Consider the following 18,036-nt stretch of genomic DNA (forward strand, 5'->3'; position numbering starts at 1 on the left):
ATGAAAAAGATATATATATCAATTTTTGCGCTATCCGCATACTTTTTCTCGGGATGTTCAAACGACTATTTAGAGGTAGATCAAACAGAATCTATTTCTACAAAAGACATAGAATTATTCAATAATGATGCAGGAGCTGCCACTTTTGTAACTGCCATCTACAGTAAGTTTTTAGATTGGAACATGACTTCCTTTTCTTGGATTGGGTTGTCAAGTATTGCCTCTGATGATGCTGACAAAGGATCGTCTCCAGGAGATACTGGTACCGATAAAGATTTAATGGATGCCTTAACCTATAATGCCTCAACGCCATCAACAAGTGAGGTTTTTGCAGCTAATTATGAAGGAATTAACAGATGCAATCAAGCATTAAGTATTATTCCTCAATTAGACAAAGCTAATCCTGCTTTACGTACCAGATTAATGGGAGAAGCAAAGTTTTTGAGAGCCTTTATGTATTTCACTTTAGTGAAAACCTATGGAGGTGTTCCAATTATTGATCATTTGCCAAACCCTTCTTCTGATGAAGATAGAATTATGCAATTAACACGAAAATCTAGAGCAGAAGTGTATGCTTATATTGAAAGTGATTTGAATGATGCTATTGTGGCATTGCCAAACAAATCCGAATATGCGGCTGCTGAAAAAGGAAGAGCTTCAAAAGGAGCTGCTTACGCTTTATTGGCAAAAATAAATTTGTACCAAAAAAACTGGCAGAAAGTAGTGGACAACTGTAATTTGATTACAGGATATGCTATTGTTCCAAATTATGCTTCTATGTTTAGATTAGCTGGAGAAAATGATGCTGAATCTATTTTTGAAATTCAAGGCACAGGTTCAGTTCCTGCCAAAGGAATCTCAGGATATTCCAATACGCAAGGAGCTCGTGGTAATGGTGGATGGGGTTGGGGCTTCAATACACCATCCCAAAGTTTAGTAAATGCTTATGAAACAGGCGATAGTAGAAAAAATGCAACAATCATTTTTAGAGGTACCACTTTATATGATGGTAGAGTTGTACCAGTTACTGTTGAAAATGAAAGATACAACTACAAAGCGTATTCATCTGCTTTCACAGATGGTTGGGAAACCGATGTGAATATTAAATATTTGAGATATGCCGAAGTTATATTAATGAAAGCCGAAGCGCTAAATGAATTGAATCAAACTCTTGCAGCGATTTCTTTGTTGAACCAAATTAGAGCAAGAGCTGGATTAAGCAACACAATTGCTCTATCTCAAAGTGATGTGAGAACTGCAATTTGGAAAGAAAGAAGAGTTGAAATGGCATTTGAACACGATAGATTTTTTGATTTAGTGCGTACGGGACAAGCAGTAACCGCATTTGCTATTCATGGAAAAACATTCGTTGCAGGTAAACATGAATTGTTTCCATTGCCACAAGCTTTTATTATACAATCAGGCGGATTGTCAACACAAAACCCAGGGTATTAATTTTAAAGAACTGTAAAATGAAAAAAAATAAATATATTTTCTTATTTGCTTCTGTTTTGGCTTCACAATTTTTTGTGAGCTGTAACGAGGATAGTATAGATAAAGTCAATACACCAATTGCTTACGAGGCAATTGGTGGATATGAAAATTCAGATAACGTTGCTGCCGCTAATTTAGTTACCAAATTTAGTTTTGAGAACAGTATTACAGATTCAAAAAATGGAATAACAGGCGGGGTAGGGAAAAATGTGACCTATGGAAACGGAATCAAAGGAAAGGCATATCAAGGATCTTCAAATTCTTTTATTGCTTACAGCGCAGTGGCAAGTTCTTTGGTGGATTTAAAAAGTATTACTGTTTCTATGTGGATCAATACAAATCCACACTCCGGAGGAGCACAATCATTATTTATGTTGCCAAAAACAACAGATTTTTGGGGGAACATTTTCTCATTAATAGAAGGTACTGGTCCGGCAACTACTATGTTAATGAAAAATCATCTTCAAAAAGATGTGACACCCAGTATTGCATGGTCTGGGCAGTTTATAGAGCATGGTGGTGCTAATGTTCTAACAAATATGTTTGGAACATGGAAACATGTTGTATGGGCTTACAGTGGAGTTAGTTCTACTTACAGTATGTACATTGATGGACAAAAACTGAATTTACCTGCTTCAATTGCCAAGCGATATGCAAGTGATCCTCTTAGCGGGGGTGTTGGCTATGGTGATCTTGCCAGTTCGAATGTTTCAAAGTTCATTATTGGTGGATTCCAGCAACATTTAGGTGCTCCATGGAACGCTCCAGATGGTTGGATGTTGAATTACACCGGTTTAATGGATGAGTTTAGAATTTATAACGCAGCTCTTTCTGACAATGAAGTTGTCGCTTTATATAAATTAGAAAAAGACAACAGATAAAAGACTATTAACCCCTAGATTTCTAAAACTAGGGGTTTATTTTAAAACTATTAATCCTATTATTTTTATTAAAATGAAGATTTCCCTGAGTTTACTATTTTGTATTAGTTTTTTTATTTCCTGCTCTTCCTCAACTCCGGAGAGTAACGGAGGTACTGGAACTCCATTGCCAACAACTCCTGTTACTCCAACAGTTCCTTTGACGGATATTGAGGTTATGGATCAGGTTCAAAAAGATGCCATCAAGTATTTTTGGGAGTATGCAGAGCCTAATTCTAAACTGGCAAGAGAACGGTATTATACCAATGATCCTGGTTTTGAAGCTAATATTGTCACCACGGGAGGTTCCGGTTTTGGGTTAATGTCAATAATAGTAGGTATTGAACGCGGTTTTGTAAATCGGTCAGAAGCAGTTTCACGTCTTACAACTGCTATGAATTTTCTCGAAAAAGCAGAACGTTTTCACGGTGCTTGGCCCCATTGGATGGATGGTTCAACCGGAAAAGTAATTCCATTTGGAACAAAAGATAATGGAGGTGATTTAGTAGAGACATCTTTCCTTTGTCAAGGATTATTAAGCATCAGAGAATATTTTAAAAATGGTTCTGCCTCAGAAAAAGAATTAGCTGCAAAAGCCGATGCACTTTGGAAAGGAGTAGAATGGGATTGGTATACCAAAGGAGAAAACGCCCTTTACTGGCATTGGTCTCCGCAATACGGTTGGGAAATGAATTTTAAATTAGAAGGATACAACGAATGTTTGATTACCTATGTTTTGGGTGCTGCTTCTCCTACGCATCCTATTTCGGAACAGGCCTATCATCAGGCTTGGGCCAGAAATGGAGGCATTACAAATGGAGGATCACAATATGGAATTCCTGTGATTTTCAATTATAACGGAGCTTCAGGAAATGTAGGTCCTTTGTTCTGGGCGCAATATTCTTATTTAGGATTAGATCCCACTACATTGAAGGATCAATATGCCGATTATTGGGCATTGACCCAAAATCATTCTAAAATCATCAATCAATATTGCATTGCTAATCCACGTCAATGGAAAGGTTATTCAGATAAATGTTGGGGATTAACGGCTAGTTATTCCCGTAACAGTGATGGTTCTACAGGATATTCAGCACACCAGCCTAACAATGATTTAGGGGTAATTACGCCTACGGCTGCCCTGTCTTCGTTTCCTTTTACACCAGTAGAGTCCATGAAGTTTCTTCATTATTTATACGATGAAAAAAGAACAGAATATGTTGGAATAGCAGGGCCTTATGATGCTTTTTCCCCGCATTATAACTGGGTAACGCCAAGATATTTAGCCATTGATCAAGGTACAATTGCACCTATGATTGAAAATCACCGTTCCGGTTTATTATGGAAATTATTTATGAACGCTCCGGAAATTAAACCAGGTTTGACAAAATTGGGCTTTAATTCTACAAAATATAATTTTTAAAGAATGATGAAATGTCTAATTTTAATACTCGCCTTTTTAATGTCATGGAATTCTTTTTCTCAAACTGAGAGGAGGGGGAAAATTAAAACGGAAGTCGTTAAAAATTACGAACTAAATTACGTTTTGCACATTCCAAAGAACTCCAATGTGGAATTAACCATTTTTGATAATGCAAACCACGACAGTTGGTCGCGCGTGTATGACAACCAAGAAATTTATGATTGGATGTTCCAACAAACAAAAAACAGACAAAATGAAAATTAAACTTATTATATTACTTTTTGGAATTTCTCTTTTTGGCTACAGCCAAAAAAAGACAACTAAAAAGAACGTTAAAATTAAACCGAAAACAGAATTCGTTTCAGAGTTACTTTCTAAAATGACTTTGGAAGAAAAAATAGGGCAATTAAATTTACCTACTTCGGGAGATATTACCACGGGTCAGGCCAACAGTTCCAATGTCGCGAAGAATATCGAAGAAGGTAAAGTGGGTGGTTTATTCAACATCAAATCAGTTCAAAAAATATATGAAGTTCAAAAGATCGCTGTCGAAAAAAGCCGATTGAAAATTCCGTTGCTTTTTGGAATGGACGTAATTCACGGGTATGAAACGACCTTTCCTATTCCGCTTGGATTGTCTTGTACATGGGATATGAAACTGATAGAAAGAAGTGCTCAAATTGCGGCACAAGAAGCCAGTGCTGATGGAATCAACTGGACTTTCTCCCCAATGGTTGATATTTCCCGTGATCCACGTTGGGGTAGGGTTTCGGAAGGTTCTGGTGAAGATCCTTTTTTGGGAAGCCTAGTTGCAAAAGCGATGGTCAATGGGTACCAACAAAATGATTTATCAAAGAATAATACCATTTTAGCCTGTGTGAAACATTTTGCTTTATACGGCGCGCCCGAAGCAGGACGTGATTACAATACGGTTGACATGAGTCGAATCAGGATGTACAATGATTATTTTCCACCTTACAAAGCCGCTGTTGATGCGGGTGTAGGTTCTGTAATGGCTTCTTTCAACGAAGTAGACGGGATTCCTGCAACCGGAAACAAATGGTTAATGACTGATGTGTTGCGTAAGCAATGGGGTTTCAAAGGATTTGTAGTAACTGATTTTACAGGAATTCCGGAAATGATAGATCATGGAATGGGGGATTTGCAAACGGTTTCAGCCTTGGCATTAAATGCTGGGATTGAAATGGATATGGTGGGTGAAGGCTTCCTTACGACTCTAAAGAAATCAGTGGAGGAAGGAAAAGTTAGCGTCGAACAAATCGATAACGCCGTGCGTCTTATTTTGAATGCCAAATATGATCTGGGATTGTTTGATGATCCGTATCGTTACACAGATGCTAAAAGAGCAAAAAAGGAAATTTTTACAGCAAGCAACAGAGCCGAAGCCAGAAAAACAGCTGCTCAATCTTTAGTTTTATTAAAAAATCAAAATCAGTTGCTTCCTTTGAAAAAGTCTGGGACGATTGCCTTAATCGGACCCTTGGCTGATGCCAAAGAAAATATGGCAGGAACCTGGAGTGTAGCCACAAATCAGGATAAATCCATTTCACTTTTGGCAGGAATCAAAGAAGTGGTTGGGAATTCGACCAAAGTGCTTTACGCCAAAGGAAGCAATCTGGATTATGATGCCGCTTTCGAGGAAAAAGCAACTATGTTTGGCAAAACCTTACATCGCGATGACAGAACTACCGAAGAATTATTGGAGGAAGCCTTGAAAATTGCGAATCAATCGGATGTAATTGTTGCCGCACTTGGAGAATCAGCAGAAATGTCCGGAGAAAGCAGTAGCAGAACGAACTTAGAAATTCCACAAGCGCAAAAAGACTTATTACAAGCCTTATTGAAAACGGGAAAACCGGTGGTTTTGGTTTTATTTACTGGCCGTCCATTGGTTTTGGTTCAGGAAAACGAAACCGTTCCTGCTATTTTGAATACTTGGTTTGCCGGTAGTGAAGCAGGCAGTGCAATTGCTGATGTTTTGTTTGGCGATGAAAATCCTTCGGGAAAATTGACTGCTACTTTCCCTAGAAGTGTAGGGCAGGTACCTATTTATTACAACCAAAAAAATACAGGAAGACCTTTAGGGAACAAAGAAGGGAAGTTCGAAAAATTCAGATCGAATTATATCGACGAAAGAAATGAACCTTTATATCCTTTTGGATTTGGATTGAGTTACACCACTTTTGAGTATTCGAATTTGAGGATATCAGCAGATAAAATGAGTTTCATCGAGAAATTAAATGTGACTGTTGATGTCACCAATACCGGAAATTTTGATGGTAAGGAAGTCGTTCAATTATATATAAGAGATTTAGTAGGTTCAGTTACAAGACCGCTAAAAGAATTGAAAGGATTCCAAAAAATAGCAATTAAAAAAGGAGAAAAGCAAACAGTTACTTTCGAAATTTCCCTAGAAGAATTGAAATTTTATAATTCGGATTTGAAGTTTATTGCAGAACCGGGAACTTTTCAAGTTTTTGTAGGAACAGATTCGAACACGGACCGGAAAGTTAGTTTTGAGTTGATTAAATAGATTTGGTTTATTTATTTATGATCGGCCCTTCAGTATTTGTACTGAAGGGTTTTTTTAAACAAAACAATGGTATTTGGTACATGTGAGGCTGTGATACACGACTATTTTATTTACTTTTATCAATTCAAAAAAATCATTAAAAATGAAATGTTTACTTTCTCTTTTTCTACTCTTTATGTTCAGTTTTGGACATGCTCAAACCGTTCAGTCTCCATCTGGCACTATAGCCCTAAATTTTAAATTAGCAGGAAATGGTCAACCGGCATATTCTGTAAATTACAAAAATAAAGCAGTTGTTTTAGAAAGTCTTTTAGGCATAAAATTAAAGGAAAAACCGGATCTCGACACTAATTTTGAAATTCTGACTTCAAAAACTTCAAGTTTCAGCGAATCTTGGAAACCCGTTTTAGGGGAACAAACTAGTATTCAAAATCAGTATAATGAGCTTAATGTTTCGCTGATTAACAAGGAAACTAAGGTGAAAATTAACATTATTTTTAGAGTTTTTGATGAAGGTGTAGCTTTCAGATACGATTTTCCAAGACAAGCGGAGTTGAATTATTTTATCATTTCGGATGAGGTTACGCAATTCAATTTGACCGAAAATAATAAAGTATTCTGGATTCCAGGAGATTTTGACAGTAATGAATACGAATACAATGAAACTAAGTTTTCTGAAATTGATAACAGCAAAATCAATATGAATAATGGAATTGGAGTAAAATCTATTCCGGGAAAATATATGGTTCAAACACCTTTGATGATGAAAGCACCATCAGGTTTGTATCTCAATATTTTTGAAGCTGCGGTTGTCAATTATCCGGTCATGCACCTGAATGCTGATGTGACAAATTACAAATTAAAAGCCGAATTAGTTCCTAACGCTATTGGTGACAAAGCGTATTTGCAAACACCCTGTGTGTCACCTTGGAGAACAATCATGATTAGTGATGATGCCAGAGATATTGTGGCTTCTAAAATGATTTTGAACCTCAATGAACCGTCAAAATTAGACGATACGTCTTGGATCAAACCCATGAAATATGTTGGAATTTGGTGGGAAATGCATGTTGGGAAATCAACTTGGGATTATGCCGGTTCTCAAAATGCCACTAATTTTGCAGATGCCCCAAAAGCTTCAGGAAAACATGGCGCTACCACGGAAAACACGAAAAGATACATTGATTTTGCCGCAAAAAATGGTTTCGGTGGGGTACTTGTTGAAGGTTGGAATGTAGGTTGGGAAGATTGGAACGGAAACTGGAAAGAGGAAGTTTTTGATTTTACCACTCCGTATCCGGATTTTGATATTGCTGCAATTTCGGCTTATGCCAAAGCAAAAAATGTACAGATGATCATGCATCATGAAACATCGGGTTCTGTCAGTAATTATGAAAGACACTTGGATCGTGCTTTTGATTTGATGAAAAAACACGAATATCCGGCGGTAAAAACCGGTTATGTGGGTAAAATTATTCCGCGTGGTGAATTTCATGACGGGCAATCTATGGTGAATCATTTCAATTTTGTTGTTAGACGTGCCGCGGATTACAAGATTATGATTAATTCCCACGAATCATCAAGACCTACCGGTTACGGAAGAACATATCCTAATTATATCGCTGCCGAAGCGGCTCGCGGGAATGAATTCAATGCTTGGAGCGTAGGAAATCCACCTATGCATGAAACTATTTTGCCGTTTACCAGACAACTGGGCGGACCTATGGATTATACACCGGGCATATTTGAAATTAAAATGAGTTATTATGATAAAAATAAAACGGAGCAGGTACACACGACTTTAGCCAAGCAACTGGCTTTGTATGTAACGATGTATTCTCCGTTGCAAATGGCGGCCGATTTATTAGAAAATTACGAGAAATATCCGGATGCTTTTCAGTTTGTCAAAGACGTTGAAACGGATTGGGATGAAAGTAAGTATTTAGAAGCTGAACCAGGCGATTACGTTACGGTTGCTCGAAAAACAAAAGGAAAGGAAACCTGGTTTTTGGGTGCAATAACAGATGAGAATGCCAGAAAATCAGAAATTAAATTAGATTTCCTGACCAAAGGAATGAAATACAAAGCCATCATTTATGAAGATGCTAAAGATGCCGATTGGAAAAAGAATCCTATCGCTTATAAAATAAGAACGATAACAGTAACCAGCAAATCAAAAATCAAATTGAATTTAGCTCCCGGAGGTGGAACGGCAATCAGTTTTGAACCAATAAAATAAATAGGATATCCTGCAAGAAAATATAACTTGCAGGATTTTTTTTGAATCTAGCATAAAATATTCAGTAAGAATTACGAAATTGCGACGGCAACCATAACCAAAATTATAAAGAAGAATACCCAAAAAAGCCCAAATTTATTATGAAAAAATCAATTGTTTTAGCCGCACTTTTCTTTGGTGGAATTACTGCTTTTGCGCAAGCTAAGGAGGAACAAATGTTAAAAGAAATTTACAAATTATCCTTAACCAATGCCAAATGTTATCCTTGGCTGGACCATTTATCCAATACCATTGGATCCCGATTATCAGGTTCTATAGGAGCTGAAAAAGCAGTTTTGTATACCAAAGCACAATTAGAAACCCTGAGTTTAGATAAAGTCTATCTCCAGGAAGTAATGGTGCCAAAATGGGTTCGTGGCGAAAAAGAAATCGCATATTTACAAGTAGGAAAACAAAAAATTAATTTCCCCATTTGCGCGCTGGGAGGTTCAGTGGCCACTCCAAAAAAAGGAGTACAAGCAACTATAATTGAAGTAAACAGTTTGGAAGAATTAACCGCATTAGGGGAAGCAAAAGTAAAAGGGAAAATCATTTTCTTCAACAGAGCGATGAATCCTGAATTTATCGAAACTTTCAAAGCCTATGGGAGTTGTGTTGACCAAAGATCATCAGGAGCCAGAGAAGCTGGAAAACTTGGTGCTTTAGCTGTAATTGTAAGATCCATGAATTTGCGATTGGATGATTTACCGCATACCGGTGCAACTAATTATGGAGAAATTTCCAAAGAACAACGAATTCCAGCTGCTGCCATTAGTACAAATGGAGCCGAACTGTTGAGCAAAAGTTTAAAACAAAATCCAAATTCGCTATTCTATTTCAAACAATCTTGTGAAACATTTGATGATGTTTTATCCTACAATGTGGTTGGTGAAATAACGGGTTCTGAGCATCCTGAAAGGATAATGGTCGTTGGCGGCCACCTTGATTCCTGGGATTTAGGAGACGGATCTCATGATGATGGTGCTGGATGTGTTCAAAGTATGGAGGTATTAAATATCTTCAAAAACATTGGGTATAAACCTAAAAATACGTTGCGTGTGGTATTGTTTATGAACGAAGAAAACGGAGTTCGAGGCGGCAAAGAATATGAAGTACAGTCCAATAAAAATAATGAAAACCATATTTTTGCTTTAGAAAGCGATTCGGGAGGATTTTCCCCAAGAGGATTTTCAATTGATGCTGATGAAGCAAATTTTAACAAAATCAGTAGTTGGGCAACGTTATTTGAACCATACCTAATCCACAAATTTGTAAAAGGACATTCCGGTGTTGATATTGGTCCACTGCAATCCAATCATATCGTAAAGGTGGGATTGCAACCGGATTCGCAACGTTATTTTGATTACCATCATGCCGCTAATGACACATTTGATGCTGTCAATAAAAGAGAGTTGGAACTAGGAGCAGCGGCTATGGCTTCCTTACTTTATCTGGTGGATCAGCAAGGGATTGTCAATTAAAAAACCAAAATCTTAGAAGGTGCTACATTCAATATTTGAAAGAAATAGTGAATGTAGCACCCTCATTTATTTTACTCTCAACCGCAATTCGCCCGCCTAAGCTTGTGATGTAGTTGTACACTAAATACAGCCCTATACCGTTGCTGTCGTTGTTGCTGTGAAATTTTTCATACAATCCAAAAATCCTGTTTTTTACTTTGTCTAAATCAAAACCCAGCCCATTATCAGAAAAAATTAATTGATTGATTCCATTTACCTTTTTAGATTGTATAGTAATAATTGGAGGGGCATCCGGTTTTGCATATTTAATCGAATTAGTCAATAAATTTAAAAAAATACTTTTGATGTACGCTTTGTTAAAAGTTACATTTTCAAAAGCTGAAAAGTCGATATTAATTTCTGCTTTTGAATCTTGGACTAAAGAATTTATCGAGATCAAGACTTCGTTGAGTGCTTCATTTAGGTTTATTTTTTCTATTTGAGTGTTGATGTTTTCATTATCAATTAATTCATCAATCGAATCGTTTAAAGTTTGTTTTAAATTTTCACTGGTCAATTTAAGAGTGCTGATCAATTCCAGTGTTTCCGGATCATGAATTTTAGTGCTGTCTATCAAACTGAAGACCGAAAGCATATTGTTAATGGGAGACTTTAAATCATGGGATGTTTTATGTGACAAAACCGTGAGCTCCTTATTAATTTGGGTAAGATTGGCAAGAAGTAAATTGCGTTCTTCTTCGATTCTTTTTTTATGGGTAATGTTTTTGGCAATCGCATACACTAATCTTTCGGACTCGACAGGCATCGATGTCCAGGACAGCCATATAATTTCCCCGGTTTTTGTTAAATACCGATTTTCAAAATTCAAAAGAGGCTTGTTTTTATATACTTTTTCTCTGGTTTCAATAGTAATTTTAAGGTCAGATGCATACACAAAACTACTGATGGGTCTAGCATACAATTCCTCTTCTGAAAATCCTAATAATTTTGAAACAGCCGGATTTATTCTTCTAAAATAGCCGTCAAATCCCGCAATACATATAAAATCAGCAGATATATTAAAAAAATTATCAAAGTTATATGCCCCATGTGAATCAGTATTCATCTTTGTTACATTCATTATATTTATTAATCTAAAAAGTTTTTTTTAAAGCATCAGTGTCCAGACTCTTTTTGATTTTTGTTGTCTGATATAAAAAATTATATTATAAGAAAAGTCATATATTGCCTAATTTTGCAGTTGATAGAATTTCTTCTGATAAAGCAGCATAATAATTTTTTGAAACAATTGGTTGTGGTGTCTCCTGGTCTCGACTTAGCATCATAAAAGAAAATAATTAAAACTTAAAGTGTAAAAAAACAAGCACAATTAACAAATAAAATCCAATTTTTTTTAAAATAGTTTTAAAATTAAAATGGTTAGTGTTTTCCTCTGAATTTAGTGCTGAATTTTTCATTTAATGTAAATTAGGTTATACATGCAAATTTAGAAATAGTAATTCGTCTGGCTATAGGTGTTTTTACGTGATTTTAATTAAGTTTGAAGGGTATTTACCATTCAAGTTTTGGATAGATAAAATTTTTATTATTATGGAAGAAAATAGTACACCACATTTAGCTAATAATATGTTATAATTAACCCGTTGGGTGCAATTAATTTTTGATGATAATTTTTGTCAGTTCGAGTGATCCCGCTTTTGGGCGGGATTATATCGAGAACTAGAAAATTAGTATTAAAAACGGTTCTCGATACACGTCACTTCGAGTGCGAAGCGTATTGAGAAGTTTTGTTCCGTTTTACTACACAAAAAACACTCGAACTGACGTTTTGAATAATTGCACCCAACGGCTTATAATTAAAGAAATACGCTAAACAATTTCAATTAAATCAAAACACATCACGATCATTCAAATAAAATTTTGGTAAACAAAAGAAGGCTGTCATATCCAGACAGCCTCGTTTTTTTATTGTGTGTAAAGTATTTATATTTTGAATATTCCTCCTACAGCAATAATTCTCTGAAAAAAGAAAAAATCTTGTGAAGCACTGTCTTCGGTGCTTTGTGTAGTTCGAATGTCTTGCATGTTAATATACCCTCCTTTGAGTTCTCCTTGGATATAAAAATGTTTAAAAAAAGTAACATTCAATCCTGCTTTCAAAGAAGTTCCATACCCTGAAACATGAAAATCATCATGACGATCTTTTCCTAATAAAGTGGTGTTAGTTTTTGGATATAAGAGACCAAAACCAACTCCCTCGGTTAAATTAACTTGAATTTTATCCGTATTTCTAATTTTGAATAATGACGAGATATCATCATGTCGAGAAAACTCAGTATTCACATAATTTAAACCATCGGTATGTTCATATTTGAGAAATTTTGCTGTCAAAAGAACTTGATTATTGGCTAATAGCTCATCATAAGATCCCGGATTGGGATAATGCCCATTGATCGTTACCGCCTTGTCTTGTAGCATTACATATTTCATGTGATCTACACCTATAGCAACGCTGTAGTGGTCACTTATGAAATACCCCATTCTGAAATTAGTTTGAGGAATAGTCATTTTTGCTGGATTGATATAATCTACATGCCACCCTTTTGGTTTGTCCTGCGCTTGGACATTTTCTAAGGTAAAATTGTAATCTTTACCTCGAAAGGTTATGTCCGACTTGGAGTAAGTATCTCTGTTTCCTCCCCATGAGATGAAAAATTTTCCTTTGTTATGAGTTGTATATTTAGTTTGAATTTCTGTAATTTCCTGTGCAATTATACTATTGGTAAATAAAATAATAAGGGATGCGTAATATAAAAGATATTTCAATATATATGGTGCCTAAATTTAAAATGTGTGTATTGTTTTTCTGATGGCAACTAACTTGGTCATTAAGGATTCAAAATAATCCAAATGCAACATATTAGCACCATCGCTTTTTGCATTGGCAGGATCAAAATGGGTTTCTATAAAGATTCCATCTACGCCTACAGCAATACCAGCTTTGGCAATGGTTTCAATCATATCAGGTCTTCCACCAGTTACACCAACCGTTTGGTTGGGTTGCTGCAGTGAGTGCGTCACATCAAGAACAGTTGTAGCATATTGTTGCATTGTAGGAATTCCTCTAAAATCAACAATCATGTCCTGGTAGCCAAACATCGTACCTCTATCGGTAATCATCACTTTTTCATTGTTACAATCCAATACTTTTTGAACCGCATGTTTCATGCTTTCCGGACTCATGAATTGTCCTTTTTTCAAGTTGACTACTTTTCCGGTATTGGCAGCAGCCATTACTAAATCCGTTTGACGCACTAAAAAAGCTGGAATTTGCAATACATCAACATATTGAGAAGCCATATCCGCATCTTCATTTGTATGAATATCCGTAACGGTAGGAACTTTAAATGTTTCCGAAACTTTTCTGAGGATTTTCAATGCTTTCTCGTCACCGATTCCTGAAAAACTGTCAATTCTAGAGCGGTTTGCTTTCTTGAAGGAACCTTTGAAAACGAAAGGAATTTGTAAATTATCAGTAATACCAACTAGTTTTTCGGCAATTCGCATCGCCATTTCTTCTCCCTCAATAGCACAAGGACCAGCAAGTAGAAAGAAATTACCACTGTCTGTATATTTTATTTGTGGAATATGTTGTAAGTTCATAGTATGATTTTTTAAAGGTGCAAAGGTAGTTATGATTTGCGATTTCCAATTTACGTTTTCCAATTAATTTATCGCATTAACTTTTTTTTGGGAGCTTTTTCCTGCTGTACGTTGCAATCTCCCTGAAAAACGGGAGGATTTTCACTGCCATCAGGGCTAAGGATTTGGTTTATAGGGACTTTTGGGATTTTAAAAACTATTTTTTTTTCAATGTAAGTCCCACCGGAACCATCAATATTCCTTTTTCATAGATGTTCAGGTAGAGTAGTAGCGGTTCTTTCTGACCGTTCCATTTTAATTCATAAATGTCCAGAAATCCAGCACCCATGTCACTTCTTTTAGTTGGAAACGGACAGCAACTTTCTTGTTTGGTATACGTTATTTTTTCACCATTAGGCCCAGCTAATGCGTTCAAAAACCGTTCTTGGTTGATCGTTGCGTTTTTAGTGTTATTAAAGAATATATTGATGGGATAATCCTTATCATATCCATATTTTTTGTTTGTACTGTACTGAGTAATCACAAAAGTATAGTATTGTGAGAGCAATAAATCGGGAGCATTATCGTCCGTATTTTTCAAAGTAGATTGTGTACTTATACAAGAAGTAGTACCTATTAGCAAAGCAATAAAAAGGATCGATTTTTTCATATTTAAGGTAGATTTATAATGTCAAAATTTAAACGGCACTTTTAATTGCAAGGAAGTACTTCGACACAAATATAACCAGAACTTCAGACCTTATTGCGAGTTCCCTGAATAATTTACAAGTGTCTATTGTGGAATATAACATTTGTCTTAAAATCTCGTAAAATGCTTCTTATCTTTGTACAAAAAAACAATATGGATATTATTTTTAAAACCTGGTCTTGGTCTGTTTCCGGTTTTTTGATCGGCTTGATTATGCTGGCACTTATTTATTTCGGAAAGTCTTTTGGAATGTCTTCTAATTTGCGTTCGCTTTGTTCGATGGCTGGTTTAGGAAAACGAGTTTCTTTTTTTGATTTTGACTGGAAAGCACAACGCTGGAATTTAGTGGTTGTTCTTGGCGCAATGTTAGGTGGTTTTGTTGCCGTTCATTTTATGAGTGATGCTTCAAATGTAACTATTAATCCCAAAACAATTGAACAATTAGCACAACTTGGTATCGATGCCCCAAACGGAAAATTAATGCCGGATGCGCTTTTTGGAATCTCCATTTTAGAATCCCCAAAGCATATTTTTATACTGCTTATTGGTGGTGTTTTGGTAGGTTTTGGCTCTCGTTATGCAGGAGGTTGTACTTCCGGACATGCCATTTCAGGCTTGAGTAATTTACAAATTCCTTCGTTGAAAGCCGTAATTGGATTCTTCATTGGTGGATTGATAATGGCGCATTTTTTATTGCCATTAATTGTAAAGTAGATAAGCAATCATTGACTCATAATATAAAATAAAAAGAATGAAAAATATACTAAAATATCTATTGGTTGGATTTGTTTTCGGAATTGTTTTGACTAAATCTGAAGCCGTTTCCTGGTATCGCATTTATGAAATGTTTCAATTTCAGTCGTTTCACATGTACGGAATTATTTCGGTGGCTATCTTGACGGGAATTATTGGCATTCAAATCATTAAACGAAACAATATAAAAGACATCAAGGGAGAATCTATAGAAATTCCGGATAAAGAAAAAGGCTCTGCCAGATACTGGATTGGCGGATTGTTTTTTGGATTGGGTTGGGCATTGGTAGGTTCTTGTCCGGGACCAATATTCATCTTGCTTGGGGCTGGTTTTTGGACCATTTTGATAGTGCTTTTCGGGTCTCTTTTCGGGACCTATCTATATGGACTATTGAAAAATAAATTACCTCATTAATCGAAAAACACTTGACATCAAAATAGCATTCTCTTGTGGGAATGCTATTTTTTTTTGTTTAATTTTAAAATGCCGGAAACAATCAAATATTGCGCAAGTAAATAGGTTGCCATAATCAGAAAGGAGCTGTATTGCAATGGCGCATAGAATTTATCAAAGGCCAAAAGACTATCTGAAGCTACAAAAACAGTAGCGCCAATTAATATATAGCTGTTGGCAGGTTTTTGCCAGTTTAAAAAACCCTTGAGCGCAAATAACAACATAATTGAAATAGTAAGGGCATATAATAGAACAGGAATTTTTAAGTCCCCTAAACTTGGCAATAAAAGCAACATCATTACGATTAAATAAACTACGATTACTGTAACTCCTACCCAGAAAATAATTTTACTATTCTTTAAATAAATTTTCAATTGTTTGTTAAATAGTATGATATACGAAATGTGCGAAAGTAGAAAGGCAATCAGCCCTGCAATAAAATACAACTCTCCTTTGTCAGCAAACATCAAAATAATGTCCCCTATCCACGACAAAGTCAAAGCAGTTATAAGAACTTTTTTAGTACTAAATCTTTCGTGTAAATAAACTGTCAGAATTAAAAACGGCAATAAAAATGGTTTCAAAAACCAAGCTATAGTTTCCCAACCAAAAAGAATTAGCAATAGATAAACAAGACTAAACCCAATAAAACTCTTTACTTTTATGTTGTGTTTCATATTTTTTTTAAGATTGAACGGTAATCATGACATCTTTTTCAAAATTAATACTGACAAAATATACCGTTACAGCCAAGGATAAAAGGAGATAACCACCAATAATATAACTTGCAAAAGGAAAAAGTTGATTCATTCCAAACCAATCGCCAAAATAGAAAATTAGTCCAATTCCAAAAACAAAACGGATACTTTCCCAGAAGATGGAAATTTTGCGGGTATCCATTAATTCCGTGTAACTGTAAACGGTCAGGAAGATGAATGCGCCGTAAATAAATACATTTGGCAACCCTATCACCGCGATAGAATTATACATATAACTGATAAGTAACAACGTTATAATTGCTTGAAATAAGGACCAGTACATTAGTTTTTTAGAATATTGAACGCCGTATTTTTCAAAATCATAAACATTGGTAATTTTGACAACGGGATATTTTTCTTCAAAATTTTCTGGACGCCAGCCTGTTGGTTTAAACCAAATGATAAACTTATCTTTCCAGTTTTCGGCGCGCCAAGCGTCTGTAATCAATAGCCATAAATGCTGAAAATTTATCCGGATCGGATTCCAGGTTCTGGCTGGTCTTGTGATTCCAAAAACAGGTGGAACGCTTTCTAATTCCGCTTGAAAAGTACCAAACAATTTATCCCAAATGATGAATATTTGCGAATGGTTCTTGTCCATGTATTCTGGATTGATGGCATGATGCACCCTATGATGGGATGGTGAAACCAATATCCTTTCCAGAAAACCAATTTTCTTGATGTGCTTAGTATGGTACCAAAATTGAAGGAATAAATGAATTGGTAAGGTTATCGCAATCACTTTGGAGGGAACTCCTAAAAGTGCGGCTGGAATCAATAAAAAGGTAAACAGATTGACAAAACTGGAAACGGGCTGGCGTAGGGCACAGGCCAAATTGAATTCTTCACTGCTATGATGTATCGCATGTTTGTTCCATAAAAAGTTAATTTGATGCGACAAACGATGACTCCAATAGCCATAAAAATCAATAGCTATAAATCCAATAAAATAGGTTAAAAAGGTAGCTTCAAGATTGAATAAAGCTATTTTAGATACGATCCAATCGTAAGAAACCAGTGTGATACTAAGTCCTAAAACATCTTTTAGGGAGTTGACCATTCCAGAGCTCACGCTTGAAACAGCATCCATATTAGGTGCGGTATCTTCCCCTTTGTAATGCCCATAAATTTTTTCGATGCTAATTAATATCAAAAAAATGGGCATTACAAAAACTAAAATTTTACCATATTCTTCCATAAGAACACTTTTTTTATTCAAATATAGAATAAAAGAGAATGTTTTTTAATTATTCACAGTAATTTATTTGTCAAAGGGAATTTTTATTATTCTTAAATTATTTCTGCATTTAATCCTGCTTCTAATAATTGCGTGCATTGTGGTTTTAATTTGTCGTAAGGCCCTGTTTTTACAGTACATTTTCCGTTATAATGTACGATTAATGAACATTGTTCTGCTTGTTCCGGTGTGTGATTGCATACGCGAATTAAGGTGTCAATGACATGGTCAAATGTATTTACATCATCATTATAAACGATGATTTCGTTGTCCAGCTGGGTTGCTTCTTTGACATGGACTCTTTCTCTTACTTTTTCTTTAGTACTCATTTTA

Annotated in this window: 16 protein-coding genes; 9 read left to right on the plus strand and 7 right to left on the minus strand. The window is 35.6% G+C overall.

The annotated features are described in order from the left end of the window. The 7 genes from EKM05_RS03770 to EKM05_RS03800 all read left to right on the plus strand — a co-directional run bounded on the left by EKM05_RS03770 (position 1) and on the right by EKM05_RS03800 (position 10,150). On the plus strand, positions 1–1,455 hold the full coding sequence (locus EKM05_RS03770; protein ID WP_126553583.1) for a RagB/SusD family nutrient uptake outer membrane protein: 1,455 nt from the start codon (positions 1–3) through the stop codon (positions 1,453–1,455). A 17-nt stretch (positions 1,456–1,472) separates the two neighbouring features. Then, positions 1,473–2,375, plus strand: coding sequence for a LamG-like jellyroll fold domain-containing protein (locus EKM05_RS03775; RefSeq protein WP_126462993.1), 903 nt, complete (start codon positions 1,473–1,475; stop codon positions 2,373–2,375). Between the two features lie 73 nt (positions 2,376–2,448). Next, entirely contained in the window at positions 2,449–3,837 is a 1,389-nt protein-coding gene (locus tag EKM05_RS03780) for a glucoamylase family protein (protein ID WP_126462991.1), read from the plus strand. Between the two features lie 3 nt (positions 3,838–3,840). Next, positions 3,841–4,101 carry a hypothetical protein gene (locus EKM05_RS14565; protein ID WP_233579310.1) on the plus strand — a complete coding sequence of 87 codons (261 nt, stop codon included), beginning with the start codon at positions 3,841–3,843 and terminating at the stop codon, positions 4,099–4,101. Further along, complete coding sequence (bglX, locus tag EKM05_RS03790) at positions 4,091–6,391, plus strand: beta-glucosidase BglX (protein ID WP_126553585.1); 2,301 nt, start codon at positions 4,091–4,093, stop codon at positions 6,389–6,391. Before EKM05_RS14565 ends, bglX begins: the two co-directional genes overlap by 11 nt. A gap of 142 nt (positions 6,392–6,533) precedes the next feature. After that, on the plus strand, positions 6,534–8,630 hold the full coding sequence (locus tag EKM05_RS03795; protein ID WP_126553587.1) for a glycoside hydrolase family 97 protein: 2,097 nt from the start codon (positions 6,534–6,536) through the stop codon (positions 8,628–8,630). A gap of 140 nt (positions 8,631–8,770) precedes the next feature. Continuing rightward, the gene (locus EKM05_RS03800; RefSeq protein WP_126553589.1) at positions 8,771–10,150 is read left to right on the plus strand and encodes a M28 family peptidase; all 1,380 of its coding nucleotides are present in this window, start codon (positions 8,771–8,773) and stop codon (positions 10,148–10,150) included. Positions 10,151–10,178: 28 nt separating this feature from the next. Here EKM05_RS03800 and EKM05_RS03805 read toward each other — a convergent pair whose 3' ends face one another. From EKM05_RS03805 to EKM05_RS03820, 4 genes are all read right to left on the minus strand, one after another. After that, a complete protein-coding gene (locus EKM05_RS03805) occupies positions 10,179–11,270 on the minus strand; it encodes a PAS domain-containing sensor histidine kinase (RefSeq protein WP_126462983.1) in 1,092 nt (363 codons plus the stop codon). Between the two features lie 863 nt (positions 11,271–12,133). Beyond that, positions 12,134–12,976 carry a hypothetical protein gene (locus EKM05_RS03810; RefSeq protein ID WP_126553591.1) on the minus strand — a complete coding sequence of 281 codons (843 nt, stop codon included), beginning with the start codon at positions 12,974–12,976 and terminating at the stop codon, positions 12,134–12,136. 18 nt (positions 12,977–12,994) lie between these two features. Further along, positions 12,995–13,813 carry a 3-deoxy-8-phosphooctulonate synthase gene (gene kdsA, locus EKM05_RS03815; protein ID WP_126462979.1) on the minus strand — a complete coding sequence of 273 codons (819 nt, stop codon included), beginning with the start codon at positions 13,811–13,813 and terminating at the stop codon, positions 12,995–12,997. Positions 13,814–14,009: 196 nt separating this feature from the next. Then, positions 14,010–14,462, minus strand: coding sequence for a 2-dehydro-3-deoxyphosphooctonate aldolase (locus tag EKM05_RS03820; protein WP_126553593.1), 453 nt, complete (start codon positions 14,460–14,462; stop codon positions 14,010–14,012). A 192-nt stretch (positions 14,463–14,654) separates the two neighbouring features. Here EKM05_RS03820 and EKM05_RS03825 point away from each other — a divergent pair, with 192 nt between their 5' ends. Further along, positions 14,655–15,215: a YeeE/YedE family protein gene (locus EKM05_RS03825; protein WP_126452492.1), complete on the plus strand. Its 561-nt coding sequence runs from the start codon at positions 14,655–14,657 to the stop codon at positions 15,213–15,215. 37 nt (positions 15,216–15,252) lie between these two features. Next, the gene (locus EKM05_RS03830) at positions 15,253–15,669 is read left to right on the plus strand and encodes a DUF6691 family protein (protein WP_126553595.1); all 417 of its coding nucleotides are present in this window, start codon (positions 15,253–15,255) and stop codon (positions 15,667–15,669) included. Between the two features lie 44 nt (positions 15,670–15,713). On the opposite strand, the gene EKM05_RS03835 is transcribed toward EKM05_RS03830, so the two are convergent. The 3 genes from EKM05_RS03835 to EKM05_RS03845 form a co-directional block, all read right to left on the minus strand. After that, complete coding sequence (locus EKM05_RS03835) at positions 15,714–16,385, minus strand: lysoplasmalogenase (RefSeq protein ID WP_126553597.1); 672 nt, start codon at positions 16,383–16,385, stop codon at positions 15,714–15,716. A gap of 7 nt (positions 16,386–16,392) precedes the next feature. Continuing rightward, positions 16,393–17,664, minus strand: coding sequence for a sterol desaturase family protein (locus EKM05_RS03840; RefSeq protein ID WP_126553599.1), 1,272 nt, complete (start codon positions 17,662–17,664; stop codon positions 16,393–16,395). A gap of 92 nt (positions 17,665–17,756) precedes the next feature. Next, positions 17,757–18,032: an ATP-dependent Clp protease adaptor ClpS gene (locus EKM05_RS03845; protein ID WP_126553601.1), complete on the minus strand. Its 276-nt coding sequence runs from the start codon at positions 18,030–18,032 to the stop codon at positions 17,757–17,759. Positions 18,033–18,036: the final 4 nt, after the last annotated feature.

Source organism: Flavobacterium sp. GSP27, assembly GCF_003970395.1.
GTDB lineage: Bacteria > Bacteroidota > Bacteroidia > Flavobacteriales > Flavobacteriaceae > Flavobacterium.